Below are 18588 nucleotides of genomic sequence, written 5' to 3'. Positions count from 1 at the left end.
ATATTTTCAACAACTTCAAGTTGCTACCTATCCTGTACCCGGCAAAGTCACCGCTTCAGGCTTTCAGGTTTGTTGCGTGTGTTGTATGTCTATTGGAACTGTCACCGCGATGCTTCCGACATAGAAGCAGAAATCGCATAATGTCGATCGTGTATCGACGTAATAAACGGCGCGGCTCAAGGCATAGCCGATACAGCCATTCAAGTCGGGTCCGCTGGACGAAATCGGGGGCACGGGCTTTGTCGCCGCTCCAGAAGTCAAACAATGCGCCGACCCCGATAACCACGTTTGCGTGCAGCGCCTGACGACTCAACAGTATCCATTCCTCTTGAATCGGATTACCGAGCGCCACCAACACCACTTCTGCCTGAGCGTCATTGATGGCAGCAATCAACTCAGCATGATCATGTTCAATACCCGTGTATCCGTCGCAGGTACCCACTACCGTCTGCCCCAACGAAACTCGTACATGCTCTGCCGATTTGATCAGGACTTCTGGCTTTCCCCCCAACAGAAACACGCGCAAAGGTCTTTGAGCTCTGGAAAAAAAATACGGTATGAAATCAGTACCATTCAAATTTTCTTGAAACTTTTCGCGGCGGAAAATGAATGCGGCGATGTCCATGCCAATGCCATCATTCACGATCTTTACTGAGTCACTTTTCATTGTGCCCAACATATAACGGCACTGAACGATGAAATTCGTGTTGGCGAAAAACAGCGATACTTTTTTTTGTCTTTGCACGATTTGGCGCAAAGACCTTGCCAATACCGGTGAAGTCGTTTTAATGACCGGATAACCCGCGATCGGAATAAATTTTTCTTCACTCATGATAACTCCTGAGAAATTCATCATTTCAATTGAACCAGCAAACGCTCTTATTTTTCAGCGCATAAAAAATCGACGGAAGCGCAACGCAGCGAGCAGCATCTCGTGCCATGAACTATTCACTGCTCTGATTTTCCAACCGGTAATTACCACAATAAATGGATACAGCAAACCGGCGATCAGCACACCTCCTCCCACCAGGACGACATCCGTGAAGTGCTGAGGTACTAATAGGAGATAAGTGCCTAACCCCAAAAACAGAATGATGCTTCCCATCAAAGGCGGCGCCAGCGCGTACCACATCATGCGAACGTTGAGACCAAGCGCGCGATTAAGTAAGGTTTGTGAAATGGGAAACACCAACAGAAAAGCGCCACAAAATGACAGGCTCATACCAATCAGTCCGAAACGGTAAAAAATCGAAGCGAGCGCGGTCGCCAGCATTAACTGCGCTATGCCCACCATCACCGGTATCCGATTTTTTCCCATCGCAAAAAACAGATAGTCATTCAATTGCGTGATCGATGAAAGCATATACAAAATAGCCAGAGCACCGATGGTGGGGGCGGCGGGTAACCACTTTTCACCGAAAACAGCGGCTACCAAAGGCTTTGCCAACACCGCTTGAAAGCACAACAATGGCGCAACGCAAAAGAAAGTTATGCCGAGTATTTTCAAATACCCTTTCCGTAGTGCCGCCAAATCTGTTCCTGCATCAGAAAATACGGGTAGTGCAACCTTATGCATCGAACTGGCAATAACCAGATAAACAGATGAAGTCACACGCTTTGCAAGGTTGTAAAGACCGGTGGCGTACGGTCCAAGAAATATGCCGACCAACAGAGAGTCGCCATTCGTATTTGCAAATCCCAGAATCCCGGTCAGCCCTACTTGCCGAATATCATCCCAATAGCGACGCATCAACGACCGGTCAAAAACCAATCGTGGTAACCAGCGGCTTTGCGCCACCACCAACACCAGTCCAAGACCGGATGCCGTGACTTGCTGGACAACCAGTGACATTCCACCCCAGCCCTTGGTCGCCAATAGAATACCGACCACGCCGCCAACTGACACCGAGAGGATCGATCTCACTGCAAGCTGCCGGAACATCATGTTGCGCACCAGCCGTGCTTCATATGCACGCACCAAGCCGTAGAAAACCACCGAAGCACTCATGCCTTGCAAAACGGACTTCAGGTCTGGAGCACGAAATAGCGAGGAAATCAGGCCGGCCGAAAAGAACATTAATCCGGCGAGCAATAGACTGACCACCATGCAGCAAGTAAATACCCACGAATAAAGTCTGTCGGTCGGCTCTTTGGTGCGCACGATAGGCATCGCAATGGCGTCGAATACCACCAGACGCGTGAACAAAATAAATAGATGAGCGACGGTCAACAGGCCAAAAGCATCAGGTGCCAGAAAGCGTGCCAGTACCGCAAAGATAATGAATGACAGTATTTGTTGCGCAAGGTTATCCACGATCGACCAGATCGATCCTGACGCCACGCCGCCCGCTTTGTTAAGCTTCATCGCAACTGGGCCTCGGCCTTGGCCATGGCGCTTGCAATCGCCTTACGGCTTAGTTCTACTATCATCTATATTCCTGCTTCCAATTTTTCAGCCCACTATTAAAACCTCGCAACGCCGTGCCGTTGGCCCTACATAGCTTGTTTCAAGACGGTCGTTTGCGGTTTATCGCCAGTGGCGTCAGGTTGAATACTGAACGGATAACCACCTAACCATCGACCGGAAGACCAATACGTCCAACCTCCCCAGGCAGCGGAATTTTTCGTGCCGTTGACAATTGCCGTCAACGCTTTTAAGCATTGATCGTTTGGCTGAACCCCGAACTCACCGAGAAATAAACGCTGTTTCGTGGAAATCGCCCATTGCGTGATATTTGACATGACCGTGGTCAGGATGGCTGGATCAACGCAAGTGTTGCTGGTTCCGGAAAAATTCGCATCGGCGTATTGATGGGTCTCAATCATGTAATTATTCGCGGGGTCCTGAAATGCACGAAATGCATCCGCATTCGAGACGCCAGCATCCTTCCCAAACCATGCATGCGCGCCACTCCAGCTTCCACCCGGCACCAGGATCAGATTTTTTGCGCCATTTTTCCGCAACGCATTAACGGTTTCCTGCGCGGTTGCGGCCCACTCGGCGGTCGGCAACTTGCTTGGTTCGTTCATTAAACCGAATGCCACGTTCGTGGGGTTCTTAAATGAGGGCGCCAGTCGTGTCCATAAGTCAATCAATGCAGCGCGCGGCACTGCAGCCGACCCGATCGGATTGCTCCGGTATTCGCCATAGTTGTGAACATCCAGTATCAGGCAGACGCCTAAAGCGCTTGCTGAGGCAGCGGTATCGGTAATGCGCTTTAACTCGGCCGGATCGAGTGCGCCGAACAATTGTGGTTGTACCCGCTCCCACAGAAACGGCAGACGAAATGTATTCATTCCCAATGATTGGAAATGGCGCATATCAGCAATATCTGGATAAACATAATCCTTACCAAAAGTTCCGGGCAACTTGTCTGCCGCGAACTCTGCTCCGCTCAAATTGACGCCCACCAACTTTTTTCCGTCCAGACAGCTGGCTGCGGAAATTTGAGCGACCAGGCAACTTCCAATAACCAGTGCGATAGATAAGCTGTTCCGGACAATTCGCGAAAGTCCGAACTTACGTGCATGATCTAAATGTTGAAACGTCGATTTGGAGAATATTTTCATCGTCTGTTATCACTTTTAACGGAGAGCGGTTGGGCATTGGATGCCATCGGAAATATGGGAATTAATTTTTTCTTGAAACGTTTTCCCAACGATCTGATCAGGTGAGCTCCCGTTTTTTCAATGAACTGAAAGTTAAGCCATGAGACCAGCAAGACCGTCAGGACAAATGAAGTCAGGAAAACAATTTGAAGCGAGATCGAAACAAGATCGGTGCCGCGTTCTGGTAGGAATTTTTGGTATAGATAGATAATTGGCATATGCAGCAAGTAAATTGAAAAGCTGCATTCCCCACAAAAAACAATAAACTTGTTCTCGAAAAACAACTTCCCGATCACGGATGGAAATGTAAAGCTGAACACCAGAAAGGCACCGAAAATGGCTGTCAACAGACTGCTATAAAATTCTTTGTTGGTCGTGAAAGGAAGAGATATCAATCCGCTTTCCATCAACACGATTAATGACACCAGAGCCAGATGCAAGACTGTGATTGCTTTGCTGTTCTGCTCTTCTTTGATCCTGGATCGAATCACTCCGGCGATGACACCGAACAAAAAATAATGTAATTTTGCGCCAACAAAGGTCCCGGGAAAAACATCGCGGTAGGACAACAGAAAAACGCTTCCGAGAAGCAAGAACATAATTCCGACAATATCGAAGCGCATCAGGTAACGACTAGCGGCTGCCCAGATCAGAATGAACAGGAAGTAAAATTCAACCTCCGGTGTAATGCTCCAAAACACGGACACGTTTCCGGAAAAAAGAATATGACGCAGGATATTGCCATTCGAAATGTCATACACGAAGTTCGGATCAATATTTGTGTAGATGACATACGAGAGCAATAAGATAAACAGGTATGCGGGCGCAATTCTGGAAAATCGAGAAATGGCATAATCCGTCACATCTATTGCTGAGAATTTTTTCCCGACGTAAAGATAAGCCATCAAAAAGCCGCTTAGCGAAAAGAAGATAGTGACACCGATTTCTCCGAAAAAATTGATCTCCAACGGAAGCGAAAACCAACTCACCGAATGGGCATACACGACCATTAACGCCGCTAATCCGCGCAAACCGGTAATTGCATCTATTCTCGTTTTGTTCATGGTCTTTTCGGATACATTGCTATTTTAAAATATTTACCAGTCAAAAAAATCTATAGAACTGCCTTAACGTGACATGACGTTTTTATAAACATCCACATATTTATTGGCGATATACCGCCAGTTGTAACGATCCGCGAATTGCTGCATATGAACGCGACCCGGGGCATAAATACCTTGCGTTTTCTCATGCAGCTGAAGAATTTTTTCAACGTTATCTTTAGCATTTTCTGTCGAAAGTAAAACACCGCTTTGAGAGAGCTCAACCAGATTTCGAAATGGGGGTATATCACTGAGAACCGGCGTCAACCCCGCGCTCATTGCCTCAATGGGCGCTATGCCAAAACCCTCATGCCGCGACAGGCAAATAAAATAGCTGGATTGTCCGATCAGCGCTGCCAGTTCCTGATCGCTTGGGTTTGGTTTTATTTGGACCGCGTCGGCGAGCTTTTGTTCAGCTAACCACGTACGTAATTCATCTGCCGTGTGATCGTATTCCCGCCCGGCAATGATGAGTTTCCAGCCTGACTGTCGGGTAACCAGTTGTTTGAACAGTGCTAGCGTCTCAAGCAATCCCTTGTTCACAGACCATCGGCCGAAATAGATCAACGTCCGGGTCGGCGTCTGAGCCGCCTGATTCCTGTACTTTTCAACGTTAACGCCATTTTCGATTACGGCTAATTTCGGCGGCTTCACAATTTTTTTAAAGATGTCGCCGTCGTTGTTGCTGGTTGCAATGATTTTGTCGTACAACATGGAGGACGTGCGCGTTACCGTATTGAAATATACTTTTTTGAGGGTGGACGCAAAACTGGTGTGAAAAAAACCGCCGTGTGTGGACGCCACGAGCGCGCGCCGATGAAAAGGCTTGGTCAGAGCCATATAGTCGAAAAAGAAGTCAATGCCATGAACATGAATCACATCGGCATCGGCCACATGCTGCAATACCTGCGGACATACGGGATACCTGGTCGTTCCATGAAATGGCAAACGGACGACACCCACACCATTGACGACGGCCTGGGGTTCTAGAAATTCGGTCGAGTTTCTAAAAAGTCGATTGAGTGTAATGATTCTGGGAAGCTGGTCGTGATGTTCACGCTGCTGACGGGCGATATTTTGCACCACGTCTTCCATGCCACCGATCGAAGGAGAATATTGACGCACAATGTGCACGACTTTAAGAGACATAGTGAGAGTCCTTTTATGCGCGGGAAAGTTTTGATGCGATTCCAGGAAGGGCGGAAAATGCGCCCTTTTGACGGCCTACCAGACAGCCGACCAGGAACCAAAGAATGCCAGCGGTCTTTAAGGCAAATAACGAAGTTCCGCTGACGCACAGGATCAGAGACATATACAGGGTGATATAGGCCCGAAAGCGATCTCCCCTTTCGTCTTCCATTTTTAGCATCCAGAAGGCGACCCATAAAAATAGGCATAGCACCAGGCCAAGTCTTGTCAGCAAAGACGGATATCCCATGTCGCCGAAACTGATGTCGAATCCGTCGACGCCAAATATCATCCCAAGATTCAAATTCAGCAGCATTTTTCCGCTGACATACAGCCGTCCGATCACGCTATCGCTATAGCTGCCGTCAAAAAATAGCGCAATTCCTAATAGCATTCCTACGCTCAGTAAAGGCAGAACAATCATCCAGATATTTTTTTTGCTGAACGGGATGCAGCGCATTAGTACCAGCGCGGCGACAGTAATCATTCCGTAGCGTGAATCGCTCAATGCAATCATCGTTACGGCGGCAATGAGAAAGAAAAGCATTTCCTTGATCTCATCACGTCGCTTGGACAGGCCCCAGGCACCCACGATCACCGCAAAATTGCCTAACGATACTGGCTCCAGAAAAATCGATGATACCCGGTGATTGCCTAGCAACGATGGCAAGATGGTGCGCCCGATTCCTTCCGGCCGCATGCCGTTCAATCCCAGTACGCTGCCCTTTGCCCAATTGGAACCGGCCGTCAAGCTGCCCTGACTGACATAGTAAGAAAAGATGTTGAACACCCGGGAGAACGAATCCAGGAACAGCAATTCGAAAAAGGCAAAAAATAGCACCACGACCACCATCATCTTAAGCAAGCGATCGGCATACTTGAGATCGCCTATCTGACGCCCAACCCCATAGAAAAGGAGGGGAATCATCACGTCCCTGAAGCCTTTCGGATCCAGCTGATTGCGAAAAATCGCCATTAAAAAAAGATACGCGCCGACCAACGTGGCGACGGCCACGAACTCAAGTCTGATGTGTTTGATTAATACTACGAGACAGGCGAGGTAAATAACACCCTCCGCCAGCCCCACGCCAGCCATGGAGATAGGATGTACGTTTGTGTGAATCGCACACAGGACCGCCTGATACACCAATGCGATCATCAATATCCAAAACACCAGGCTTTTGTCCGGTATTGGCAGATCGACCTGGCGAGGAAAAATAAAATTCCTGATGGTTGATAAATAATGCATACGACTGGTTGGCCTTTATTGAGGCAATACAATTAAATCGGAATGACTGTCACATCAAAACTTGACCAGCACCGAACCTACAATTTCAGTTCCACGCTGACGCAGTTGCTTGCTGAAGGCAGTGAGTGCTGCTATGCCGGTGTGATCTTTCCTGAGCACCACCAATGCTCCGCCAGCGTGTGCGGCAATAGTCAGGACATCGGCGGCGCTGGAAAATGCCGGGGTGTCATACAAAATAATATCGAAGCGCTCACACAAGGCTTCATTCACCGCACCAAAGCCCTCGCGACTGATCAGTTCCTCGGGGTTCGATACTGTCGATCCGGCAGGCAAAAGCGACAGGTCAATGAAGGACTCGATCGGCGACAACAGTTTTAAACCAGTGCTGCCGGACAGGACATCCGCCAGTCCCTCGCCTGCAGCTAAATTGAATATTGTGTGTTGACTTGGCGTACGCAAATTGCCATCAACCAGTAACGTTCTTTTGCCAAGCTGAGCGAATACAACCGCCAGATTTGCCGCAAGCAAACTTGTGCCGTCATCCGGGTTGACACTGACAATTGCCAGTGTCTTGCATCCATTCACAAACCAACGCCGCATTAGTTGCGTGCGAACTCCACGCAATGCTTCAACTTCAGCGCTAAATGGCTGATACGCCGCTTTTAAGGTGGAGCGGAAATCATCTTGATCTTTCACCACAGACGGGTACACAAATTGACGCGACAACGCTAATTGAAGGTCGGTCTCAGACACCATCTCAAGGCGGCGGGCAGCCTCTCCAAACGGGATGCCCGCTTCCTTTTGCAAGTTACGTATCGTGGCCAGTTGCTCCACCGTTATCTTTCCTTGCTCAAGCAATACGCGCCCCATATTCGCGTCCCTGCGCAACGTCGCCGCGGGTCCCAGGATCGACTCTACAGAAGAACTTATGGACGGACTATCTGGGGTGGTTGTTAAGTCGTCCATAGCGGTTATCCCTTTAATCCTGGCTTGGCCCGGCGGGAGAAAGATCGGTCAGCGTCTGCCACTTTTTTTGGCCCGGCGCTGCCCCAGTTAATGCTGCCAAGTACAGGCGCACCAAGTGCCGCAGCGGCGTCGTCATCAGACCTCACCCTACGATGGGCCAATTCTTTCAACACAGCTAAGGCCAATCCAAGCATGAGGCCGAGCATGATCGATAGCACTATGTTGAGCGGGATATTGGGGCTGACGGGGCGTACAGGAATGGTTGCCGGATTCAGTAATGACACATCCGACTGGTTGGAATTTCCCTCAAGGTCGGACTTGGTCAGACGCAAATTCACGGCGTCGTACGCACGTTGCGCATTGTCGACATCTTTTACAAGAACCGATAGGCCGTCCCGAGAGCGATTGAGTTGCAACACTTTGGCTGTTTGGGTCGCCAGTGCGGCGCGCAGCTCAGCTTCACGCTGACGCAATATGCGGCCATTATTGGCGGAGCCGCTATTGGTAGCACTGATATTGCTGTTTAACTCGGCGCGGAGCCTGTCGACCTCTGCTTTTGCTGCCTGATATTGGGGATGATTAGGTGCCAAATTCTGGGACAATAACGCAAACCTGCCTTCTGCCAGCGCGAGAGATGACTTCAGTGTTTGCACCAGCGAATTCGCAATCACATCCGGCGAATCCCTGCCTCCGCCACCCATCGCCTGGCTACCGCGCGACGATGCTTCTATCGCCTGCCCCTGAGCGATAACAAGTTGGCTAGAAAGATCATTTAAGCGCGTCGTTTCCACATCCAGATGATTATCGGTACTGACCAATCCGTTTTCTTGCTGATATTTGGATAGCTTGTTTTGTGCGTTTTCCAAATCGACGCGTAAGGTCTTCATCTGTTCCGTAAAGTACGTCGCGGCCTGGCGCATCGGAGCAACCTTGATCTCAAGATTAACCTGCTGATAGGCACTCGCAAAGCCATTTGCGACGGCAGTAGCTAATTTTGGATCTCTACCTTTAACATTAATTTCGACCACGCTGCTTTCTCTTGCCGGCGAGATGTCCACCATCTTTAACAGCAGGTCAGCCAGCCAGTCGCGGATCGAACCACTTCCACCTGAGGCCTGTGCGAAACGCTGCTTAAAGAAAGGATCATTGGCCAGACCAAGATTGTCGACCACTTTTAAAGCCACTGTCCTGCTGGCCACGATGTCCATCTGCGTTGCCATGTAACCGGCCACTAATTGCGCTGGCAATATCTCTCCCGATACCGGATCTGTGCCTTTATAGTTCAGCAAGACCGTGCTCGACGCTTTATAGGTTTTTGGCAAAAACAGACTGGCGATCGTGGTCACCGCCACTATCAGGATCAGTGTCGTCAGCACGATCTTGTAGCGCGCACGTAAAATAATTAAGAGCTGGTAAAAAGTCATGAAAGCGCCTTTCGAACACGGCTATTCAAAAATAAAGTGATCCTCAGCATCAGTTCGGCACGCACCCATGGCGCTTCACGGGTACCTGGCGTGCGGATAGCTTTTTCACAGCGATTCCTGGCGGCCATCAAAACAGACTTTCTTTGACGTACACAACATCGTCCGGCCGCAGTTCATCATCATTGTTCACGCTAAACGTTTCCATTTTTCCTTCTGCGTCGCGGCGCTTGACGCGTAAGCCGCGCTCAGTGCCTCGCGGCGTAAGTCCACCGCCGATAGACAGTGCCTGGGTCACATTCATATTGCGTTCCAGCTTATATCCGCCAGGATGCTGTACCTCGCCATAGATATAAAATTTGGGTGCCCGATCGACGTAGACCATATCGCCATTGATCAGATCCAGATTCGCGGTCATGTCGGAGGAGTGAATCATGTCGACGAGATTGATCGTTTGCTTGCGCGTTGTGCCATTGCGCGTCCGGACAATGGTGGCAGTATCGCCACCATCAGGGCCAAGGCCCCCGGCTACAGCCAGCATATCGGTCACGGTGCGGGTGCCATTAATCGGATACCGGCCCGGACGCAAGACCTGCCCGAGTATCGAAACCTGTTGACTCTGGAGCTCCGTCACCATGATGTTGACCTGCGCTGTGCGCAGAAAGCCGCCGCTGATTAACAGGCCCGAGATCTTTTTCTCAGCATCGGCAGCCGACAGTCCGGCGACCTTGACCTCGCCTATAAGCGGGAAGGTAATGCTTCCCGCTTCACTGACTTTAGTTTCCAGACTAAGATCGGGATTGCCAAACACCGCTATTTTCAAGGCATCACCTGCCCCGAGCGGCACATCAGCGGCATGCGCAGAAACTGCTGAAAGTGCCGACACCACAAGCAACATCGTCAGCAAAAATGTGTAAAGTTTTTTTATCATTGCCTTCATCCTCAATAAGGTATTTCTTCGGTATGGTCACGTTAATCGTGATCGTGGCGAGCATCTTGTCGTTTTCAAAATCTGCCTATTTCATGTCGGCTTGTACGCGCCACCAACAGGTCGATATCGATAACGTTCATTATTTCTTGTTCAACGCCGTCACCGAATTTGGATCCTCGTTCACCGGCTCACTATCACTATCGCTTTTGTCGACATAATCGAGTTTGGCTAATGGACGCAAACGGGAAATTTCTGTAGCTGCCACTTCCTGCATCTTTTTATTCATCAAAAATCGCTCTATCTGTGAATTCGCCAGTGCCACCGGCACCGGACTCTCAACCAGACTGGTCAGTGCCGAAAGCAAATCTCTGTCACCATCCTTTAAAACAAATAAATGATTTTTTCCGATATTTTGAAGCTGGCTTAACACGTCAGCGGGCAAGTCGGCACTCACATAGGAAACAGAAGCTTTGATGTAGGCAATTTTGTGCGAGGTTAGCCACGCTTCGACCTGATCAAGTGACGTACTTGCGTCCATAGCAGCTTTTAGCGCGCTGCTGAAATCCCGAGACGCAATGCTCAATTGATTAATATCAAGCACCTTTCGATGGGAAAATAATTCAGGATGGCTATTAAAATACGCATCAACGCTGTCTTTAGAGGGCTTGACCGTTGTTCCTGCTTGCGACTCCAGATATGCCTGAACGATCGCCTGCGTCTTATACCGCTCAACAGTCTGTACCACTCTTGGATCGCGATCCACTTTGTTACGCTCCGCTTCGCTCAACAATATTTTCCTGTCAATCAAAGCTTCCAGTGCCTGTTTGCGAACAACTGGCTCCACCTTTTCGCTACCTTCCGATGCAGGACTTGCACGCGCTAACTCGGCGTCGAGTTGGTGCGTCGTAATGCCGTCGCCATTTACCCTGACCAAAATCTTGCTGGTATTTTTGTCCCTGTCGCTGCAGCCGGATAAGCTGATGGCGGCAAGAGGCATCAGAAGCATTAGCATCCCTACCCCTTTTAAACGCAAAGCGGCGAGGACGTTACGAGGATGATTAAAATGTTTAGAGCTAATCAAGATCCGACTCCCGCAAATAAATTACAACCATACTGTTCACTCTTCTTGTCAATGAGTTACCTAAGCAACACTGCAATCACGCTGCATGCCCGGAGCATAACGCGACAGCGATTTTGCTAGTGGCTTCATAAATCATCCGACTAATTTTGATTTTTGGAAAAAGCCAATTGACGCTCGCATGGGACGACGGCGGGTCTGATACAACACTAGACAAAGTCCCACCAATAGCAAGGTCCAGAGTTCCGGTTTTGGTGGCGGTTGCCGTTTGAAGCTCCTGAGAAAATAATACAGAGAGTCATCGACAACATTGACACTGGTTACTGTTTTTTTGTCAGATGGGAATGCCGTAGTTGTTGCATCGGCATGAGGCCAGACCTCATGCGATTCCTCTAACGCAGCGAAGACGACATGTGGCGTTATGGCAGAACTCACCGTGCCGGTTCGATAGGCAACTGGTGTCGATTTTTCAAAACTAACCCGCTCCATGTTCGATGAACTGAAGCGAGCGTTATCTTCCGGCCGCTGGGCCGAACTTAGCGTTTCAGTCGCCCGCGGCGCCAACTGAAAAATTGGTGTTGCAGCGCAAGCAATGCTCGCTTGACCTGACAATACGAGACTGAATATTAATATAGCTATCTTCATGATCTTTCCTTTAAGAATACGCACTGCATCCAACAATGCTCACCTAAAAAACACCTTGTCAAGATTTCACCATCAATGTTCGCTACCATTCCTGAGGCGCAAATTTTTATGACGCAACTTAATAAGCATTATCTTTTTTCAATACTTCTTTAACAGTGCGGGCGATAATCAATAGGTCCAACCCAAGCGACCAATTGCGCAAATATTCCAAATCGAATTCAATCCGCGAACGCATTTTGTCCAGCGTGTCGGTTTCTCCACGAAAGCCGTTTATCTGTGCCCATCCGGTAATCCCAGGTTTTACTTTGTGGCGCAACATGTATCCTTTAATTAACTTGCGATACATTTCGTTATGCGCCACAGCGTGAGGGCGTGGTCCTACAATGCTCATCCGACCTTGCAATACGTTGATAAATTGCGGCAGCTCATCCAAGGACGTGCGGCGCAAAAAACCCCCGAATCGTGTTACACGTACATCGTTTTTGGTTGCTTGATCTACCACCGCACCGTCTTCGCAAACGCCCATCGAACGAAATTTGTAGACGATGATTTCTTCACCATTTAATCCATATCGGCGCTGTGAAAAAATAACCGGACCGGGCGAAGATAATTTGACACCGATGGCAATCGGTAACATTATCGGCAACAACAAAATTTGAATCACTAGCGCCAGAACGATATCGCTGCCGCGCTTAAGAACACTCCGCAGGCCCGTAAAAGGGGTTTCGCAAACACCGATTACCGGAATCCCGCCCACGTGATCAAGTCGGGCCTGGATCAGATCGAAGGTGTAAATATCAGGCACAAAATAAACCGAAGCAGTGGTATCTCTCAATTCTTCCATTAAGGCCGACAAACTGGGATTCGCCGACATCGGAAGACAGATGAAAATTGTCTTGATTTTTTGTGCGCGCACATAAGGGCCAACGTCAGCGATCAGGCCGAGATAGGGACGCGGATATTCATGCGCCTGGATGGCATCGACGCTATCATCAAAAAAACCGCGCATCTCAATACCCGCGTTACTGCGGGAAGTCAGGCGCCGCAGAATGTCTAATCCGGGATCATTGGAGCCGACGATCACTGCCGAGCGCACCTCACGGTCTTTTCCGACATTAAAGGCAAGCCTGTAAGCGGTCAGACGACTCAATAAAAGTGCAAAAGGGGCAAGTCCAAACCAGGTCCAGACGACCCGATCGGAGAACTCATATCGCAGTCCGGTTCCTTGACCGACTAACGTCAATATGACGACGATCATTCCCCATCCCAGAAAAATATCTGCGGCAAATGCCAGCTTGTTTCCAGTATGTAAAGTGCGATACAGATCAATCTGTTCGTAAATAAACGAAGAAACAAAAAAAGCAATAATCATCAGCGCCAGATAGTCGCCGGTGAACATTTCATCTTGCGCGACGATGATCAGATACAACGAGCCAAGGATAATGGCAGGGTCAAGCAAACGCTTGAAGAACGAAACGAGGGGGATATCATTCTCGGTCATTTTGTCCTACCTTAAAATGCATAACGCGTATTGAGCATGACGCCGTTGCTCACGTAACCGCCGGAAGAGCTGGCGAGAACTTGCGTGCTACGACTGCCTGACAATTGCCATTCCCATTTCGGGGTCGGGTTATATACCACCGTCAATGCCGTATTGCGCAGAACGTCATTCATATCAACAGAACCAATCGTGCCCGATGCCGACGATTGGCTAAAATCTCTCTTTTGATATTTAAACTGCCCCACTACGCGGACCTTTTCGGAGTACTGCCAGCTAGATGCCACGCTCAAACCGTGATTCAAAGAGTAGACCGTGGATAAGTCATCCACCGCACCGATTTCCCTCCAGGCAGCGACCGTGAACGCGAGACTATCGGTCGGTAGCCAATCCGCAGAAACGCGGGAATTGAAGCCCGAAAAATCGCGCACGGCAAATGCATCCTGTTTTCTGCTGACCCATCCGCCCAGGAAATGAAGACGGGTTTTAGCCGTTACCAACCAGTCTATCTTTGCTTTGATTTCGTCCTGGTTATAGCCGTTGAATACAGCAACGTCACCGTCTTGCTCAGGATTGGGAAAATCGGCACGTGTATGGCGTAATTGAAGTCCGATGGTGCTTCCGCTGGCAGCGAGATAGTCGAGCCCCAGTTCGGTTTGATTCTGCGAGTTATTACCGGTCTGCTGCGATGCCAGGTCGTACCACAATTTGGAATGCTGCAGACCCGCACGCACTCGCCAACTCGGATGAAACAGCCAGGCTCCGTTGACGTACGCGCTCTCCTGCGTACGTATATTCGCTTCCAGTAAATGGAAGTCGATGAAAGGCGTCAGGCCTTGAGAATAAGTAATACCGGCGTTGCCCTCAACGTGATCGCCAGCATGCCAATTCCAATTGGCGGATACATTTTTATCAAGATTATTCAACTGATCGAATCTATCGTATTCCACATTCGTAACATTCAAATTCGCCGTCAAATGCTGCTGACTAATACTTTTATCAACGGCCAGTCCAAACTGCGCGCGGCGGGTGACGTCCGATAAATTGCTTCCCGCACCCATTGCCTGCGCGGCTGCCGAATTCTGTAGCCTCAGTAAATTGTCGTCATAACTGACGCCATAGCCGACATACGGGGTGACCGAATCGGCAGGCGGCGTCATGACATCCGGAAGCGGAATGATTTCCGTCGGCACCAGGTCGCTGGTGTCCGCCAGTGCAGCAACGCATGAGCACATGGGTATCAATAAAATGACCTTCAAACGGAACCGGGCAAACTCGGTACGATGTTTTAAACTTTTATTCATTACATATCTTTCTGGAACGTCAAAGCGCAGTCCGGAGACGGCAAGCCAATGCTCGCGAGTATTTTTAGCTGTTTATTCAGGTTTTTTCAACGCAAAATACGAAACAAAAAAAACTATCTAAAGTTATTTTTTAACTAAAAATTTTTAACGGCGATCGAAATAATGAATTCTGTAAAACTGTTTTTTAACAAACTTCGCGCATCGAAACTGATAAAAACTGAATCAAAATCAGAAAATGGGGGAGCGGCTAATACAGAAAGCCATAAGAAGAAAGCAGAGGATATGGTTTTATAGGAGGGTGTGAAACACGTGCGCAGGCCGCGTTGCGTGCGGCGTTCGGGACGCGCCAGAATAACTGGCACGCGGAGCGCTGCAAACGACCTTCACACGTAGCATGCGCGTCAACTGGACGCACTGCATTGGAAGCGAAACACCGGGTTTCGCTTGATATTGGGAACTGCAGTATTGTATTTTTTTGCATCTTTAATCTTTGAAAAGTACTATTTGCACTAGAGGCTTCCTGCGCTGCCCAGATGTCGAAGGGCCGCCGATGAACCTTCCTCGCGTCCAGATATTTTTTGGACAAGAGAAATGTATTTGTTAACTTTTCCTGTGAGCACATTTATGTTGTGGCACAGCATAAAGACCTAAGATATTTCTGTAAGTTCATAAGAAAATTCTTTTGTTACATTTATTTTTTTTCCTGCCTAACGTATCGGCCAGATTTTTTTAGCACCAAAAAATCATCTTACAAATACGTTAAATAAAAAATAATTGAACCTCTTCTCTGGCATGCTCCTAGCCATTCCGATAACTAACCTCAAAAAATAAAGAGACAGGGAATCGTGAGTAAGTAGACGAAACTGAATTTATTTAGACGCGATAAGTAAGCGGCGGCAAAGGTCAAAATTTTATCGCTAGCCATTTGATGCGTCGCAACAAGCCCATATAAAAGCAGCAGAACGTTCAGATCATTAGCGTTTTATTTCGATTCGAAAATGTCAAATACATAACGCGAGTTATTCGAAAGAACACTAGCCCCTCCCTTACTTTTGGTGTTGCAAGGGAGACTGGATCCGCCGTAAGTGCCAAACAAAACTGAATAAAAAATCCTGCATTCATGCGACCTTGAACTAATTTTCCGTTGTATTTTTGAAAATGCCCTAAATCATTCGTTCAAAAGGAAGCAAAGCCTATAAATCATCTTGACAGTCAGCGGCCTTATTCTATATCGTGCATATACATCGATGTATATGCACGATACAAAAGGAGGGCTGGATGAAAAGTGAATGTAGTTGCTCAAAGCTTCGTCAGTTGACACGTAAGATGACCGCTATCTACGATCATCATCTCGCCGCCGACGCATTGACCATAGGGCAATATTCGTTGTTAGCACGCATCGGTAAATTTGGCCCAACAGGAGCGATACCTCTTGCAACCAGTATGGGAATGGATCGCAGCACGATGAGTCGGGCGCTCAAGCCATTAATTAGCGCAGGATGGGTGAAAACCGTGGATTTACCATTAGAGATGTTGACCGACAAACGATCGTTCGGTGTCAGCCTGAGTGCTGAGGGGAAGCGAAAATGGCGAGACTCTCAGCCTAACTGGCACAAAGCACAGGAAGAAATTAGTGCGATATTAGGAAAACAAAACCATCAAAATTTGATGACCCTCGTTGATGAGGCAAACAATAAATTTCTACATATTTGAAAATATTTATGAACAGCACAATCCAATCCATCATGGCACGCACACGTTTTAGTTATGTGTGGGTAGTCGTTGGTATTACCTTTTTAGTCCTGCTTTCGGCGGCGGGAATTCGCGCGACACCCTCTGTCATGATACTGCCGCTCGAACATGAATTTGGCTGGAGCGTCACGACGATTTCGTTTGTCATTTCGGTCAACATTGCGCTGTATGGATTAATTGGCCCATTTTCTGCTGCAGCCATGCAACGATATGGAATCCGTCCTATCGTTTTAGGTGCGTTGGTTTTACTTGCAGTTGGAACTGCGCTCAGCACCTTTATGACAATGCCCTGGCACATGGTGCTGGCGTGGGGTATTTTGGTCGGCGCGGGCAGCGGCGTTGCCGCCAACACGCTGGCAGCCACGATCGTCAGTCGGTGGTTCGAAACTCGGCGAGGATTGGCGATGGGATTGCTGACCGCTAGTTCAGCCACTGGACAAATGGTGTTTCTGCCACTGATGGCGTACATGGTTGAGCATTTTGGCTGGCGTTCCGTGGCTATTTTAGTCGCCAGTGTGGCGGCGTTAGCGATTCCGTTGGTGGCGATATTTTTACCAGAGCGTCCTCAGGATATCGGCTTGAAGCGCTACGGGCAATTCGAAGACCTTCATCAGGAACCTGGTGCCACCAAAAAAAATCCTCTGTCGATTGCATTTGATGCTTTGCGCAAAGTCGTAAAAGTACGTGATTTCTGGCTACTGTTTTTTAGTTTTTTCATTTGCGGGATGAGCACCAATGGCTATATCGGCTCACACTTTATTGCCATGTGCGGAGACTATGGTATTTCAGCGGTCGGAGGTGCCAGTATTCTTGCCACCATGGGATTGCTTGATCTGGTGGGGACAACTATGTCGGGCTGGTTATCCGATCGCTTCAATCCACGTGTGCTGTTATTTTGGTATTACAGTTTGCGTGGCGTCGCGCTCATTTTCTTGCCGCATGCGTTTGGTCTTAGCTATTACGGCTTGCCGATTTTCGCAATATTTTACGGTCTGGACTGGATCGCTACGGTGCCACCAACGGTCCGCTTAGCCAATGATGTATTTGGCCGACTTGCCGCACCGATTGTATTTGGCTGGATCGTCGCTGGGCATCAATTGGGGGCCGCAAGCGCCACCCTCCTGGCGGGATCGTTACGCAATAGCCTGGGTACCTACACGGCATCATCGATGATAATGGGGGCAGCATGTCTTATCGCAGGCGTTTTGGTGCTGAAGATAAAAGGGCATCGGGTTGATGGCGGTTTAGTCACGCCGGCCCCGGCAATGAGCAGTTAATAATATTTCCTTCTCCCCAAGCGGACCGGACCACGTTGATTTGCATTCAACTGGCTGAGTCCGCTTTCGATTTACTAATAGTCAAACATTTCGGTGAACATAATGGTCATAGATAGCATTGAAGATGAAACTGGCATCCATTGCGTAGACTTAGCCCAGGATGCGAACGGCGCATTCAGTTTTAAGGTATTCCGTAAAGATCCGGAAGATCAGGGAAGATGGACTTTAGTTGCCGACTATTCCCACACTATTTACGCGACCGAAGCAGAAGTATTGGAGGCAGCGGCCGGGAAAATACCTTGGCTAAAGGATGCAATCCCAAAGCGCCGAAAATAATCCTGACCGTCTGCCTCGGGTGACGCGGCCTGAATTTAATCCACCACTGCCATCTGACCACATAGCGACAGAGGCTATATTCGCCGCCTGGCATGTTTTATAGATCAGGCAAAGCGGGAAGCCTCTGGAACTCCGACGAAAGCGCAGCAAGCCAGATCAAGAACAATGCCCCGCAATGTTCAGCTCATATGTTATGCAGATATCGTATATCTCGTATTAGAACTCGAAATT

At 48.7% G+C, this 18588-nt stretch carries 16 protein-coding genes; 3 read left to right on the top strand and 13 right to left on the bottom strand.

Annotated elements, in window-relative coordinates; translation table 11 throughout:
* Positions 1-55: 55 nt before the first annotated feature.
* The 13 genes from JQN73_RS17595 to epsL all read right to left on the bottom strand — a co-directional run bounded on the left by JQN73_RS17595 (position 56) and on the right by epsL (position 14992).
* On the bottom strand, positions 56-832 hold the full coding sequence (locus tag JQN73_RS17595; protein ID WP_205320268.1) for a WecB/TagA/CpsF family glycosyltransferase: 777 nt from the start codon (positions 830-832) through the stop codon (positions 56-58).
* A gap of 54 nt (positions 833-886) precedes the next feature.
* On the bottom strand, positions 887-2365 hold the full coding sequence (locus tag JQN73_RS17590; protein ID WP_205320267.1) for a lipopolysaccharide biosynthesis protein: 1479 nt from the start codon (positions 2363-2365) through the stop codon (positions 887-889).
* Between the two features lie 128 nt (positions 2366-2493).
* Complete coding sequence (locus JQN73_RS17585) at positions 2494-3570, bottom strand: glycoside hydrolase family 5 protein (RefSeq protein WP_205320266.1); 1077 nt, start codon at positions 3568-3570, stop codon at positions 2494-2496.
* Positions 3567-4673: an acyltransferase gene (locus tag JQN73_RS17580; RefSeq protein ID WP_205320265.1), complete on the bottom strand. Its 1107-nt coding sequence runs from the start codon at positions 4671-4673 to the stop codon at positions 3567-3569. Before JQN73_RS17580 ends, JQN73_RS17585 begins: the two co-directional genes overlap by 4 nt.
* Before the next feature lie 63 nt (positions 4674-4736).
* Entirely contained in the window at positions 4737-5861 is a 1125-nt protein-coding gene (locus JQN73_RS17575; RefSeq protein WP_205320264.1) for a glycosyltransferase family 4 protein, read from the bottom strand.
* A gap of 13 nt (positions 5862-5874) precedes the next feature.
* Entirely contained in the window at positions 5875-7149 is a 1275-nt protein-coding gene (locus JQN73_RS17570) for a polysaccharide polymerase (RefSeq protein WP_205320263.1), read from the bottom strand.
* A 54-nt stretch (positions 7150-7203) separates the two neighbouring features.
* Positions 7204-8115, bottom strand: coding sequence for a chain length determinant protein tyrosine kinase EpsG (locus JQN73_RS17565; RefSeq protein ID WP_240162316.1), 912 nt, complete (start codon positions 8113-8115; stop codon positions 7204-7206).
* Between the two features lie 5 nt (positions 8116-8120).
* On the bottom strand, positions 8121-9539 hold the full coding sequence (gene epsF / locus JQN73_RS17560) for a chain length determinant protein EpsF (RefSeq protein ID WP_205320262.1): 1419 nt from the start codon (positions 9537-9539) through the stop codon (positions 8121-8123).
* A 127-nt stretch (positions 9540-9666) separates the two neighbouring features.
* A complete protein-coding gene (epsE, locus tag JQN73_RS17555; protein WP_370551254.1) occupies positions 9667-10467 on the bottom strand; it encodes a polysaccharide export protein EpsE in 801 nt (266 codons plus the stop codon).
* Positions 10468-10606: 139 nt separating this feature from the next.
* Positions 10607-11548, bottom strand: coding sequence for an EpsD family peptidyl-prolyl cis-trans isomerase (locus tag JQN73_RS17550; RefSeq protein WP_205320260.1), 942 nt, complete (start codon positions 11546-11548; stop codon positions 10607-10609).
* A 132-nt stretch (positions 11549-11680) separates the two neighbouring features.
* Positions 11681-12223, bottom strand: coding sequence for a hypothetical protein (locus JQN73_RS17545; RefSeq protein ID WP_205320259.1), 543 nt, complete (start codon positions 12221-12223; stop codon positions 11681-11683).
* A gap of 85 nt (positions 12224-12308) precedes the next feature.
* Positions 12309-13691, bottom strand: a complete 1383-nt coding sequence (locus JQN73_RS17540) for an undecaprenyl-phosphate glucose phosphotransferase (protein WP_205320258.1) — start codon at positions 13689-13691, stop codon at positions 12309-12311.
* 11 nt (positions 13692-13702) lie between these two features.
* Positions 13703-14992, bottom strand: coding sequence for an XrtB/PEP-CTERM-associated polysaccharide biosynthesis outer membrane protein EpsL (gene epsL, locus JQN73_RS17535; RefSeq protein WP_240162315.1), 1290 nt, complete (start codon positions 14990-14992; stop codon positions 13703-13705).
* A gap of 1326 nt (positions 14993-16318) precedes the next feature.
* Here epsL and JQN73_RS17530 point away from each other — a divergent pair.
* The 3 genes from JQN73_RS17530 (at position 16319) to JQN73_RS17520 (ending at position 18357) form a co-directional block, all read left to right on the top strand.
* The gene (locus JQN73_RS17530; RefSeq protein WP_240162314.1) at positions 16319-16705 is read left to right on the top strand and encodes a MarR family winged helix-turn-helix transcriptional regulator; all 387 of its coding nucleotides are present in this window, start codon (positions 16319-16321) and stop codon (positions 16703-16705) included.
* Positions 16706-16713: 8 nt separating this feature from the next.
* A complete protein-coding gene (locus JQN73_RS17525) occupies positions 16714-18021 on the top strand; it encodes an MFS transporter (RefSeq protein WP_205320256.1) in 1308 nt (435 codons plus the stop codon).
* 102 nt (positions 18022-18123) lie between these two features.
* Complete coding sequence (locus JQN73_RS17520; RefSeq protein ID WP_205320255.1) at positions 18124-18357, top strand: hypothetical protein; 234 nt, start codon at positions 18124-18126, stop codon at positions 18355-18357.
* Positions 18358-18588: the final 231 nt, after the last annotated feature.

The sequence above is a fragment of the Glaciimonas sp. PAMC28666 genome (assembly GCF_016917355.1).
Lineage (GTDB): Bacteria > Pseudomonadota > Gammaproteobacteria > Burkholderiales > Burkholderiaceae_D > Glaciimonas.
Note: the sequence above shows the minus strand (reverse complement) of the source record. Positions and strands in the feature narration are given on the sequence as shown.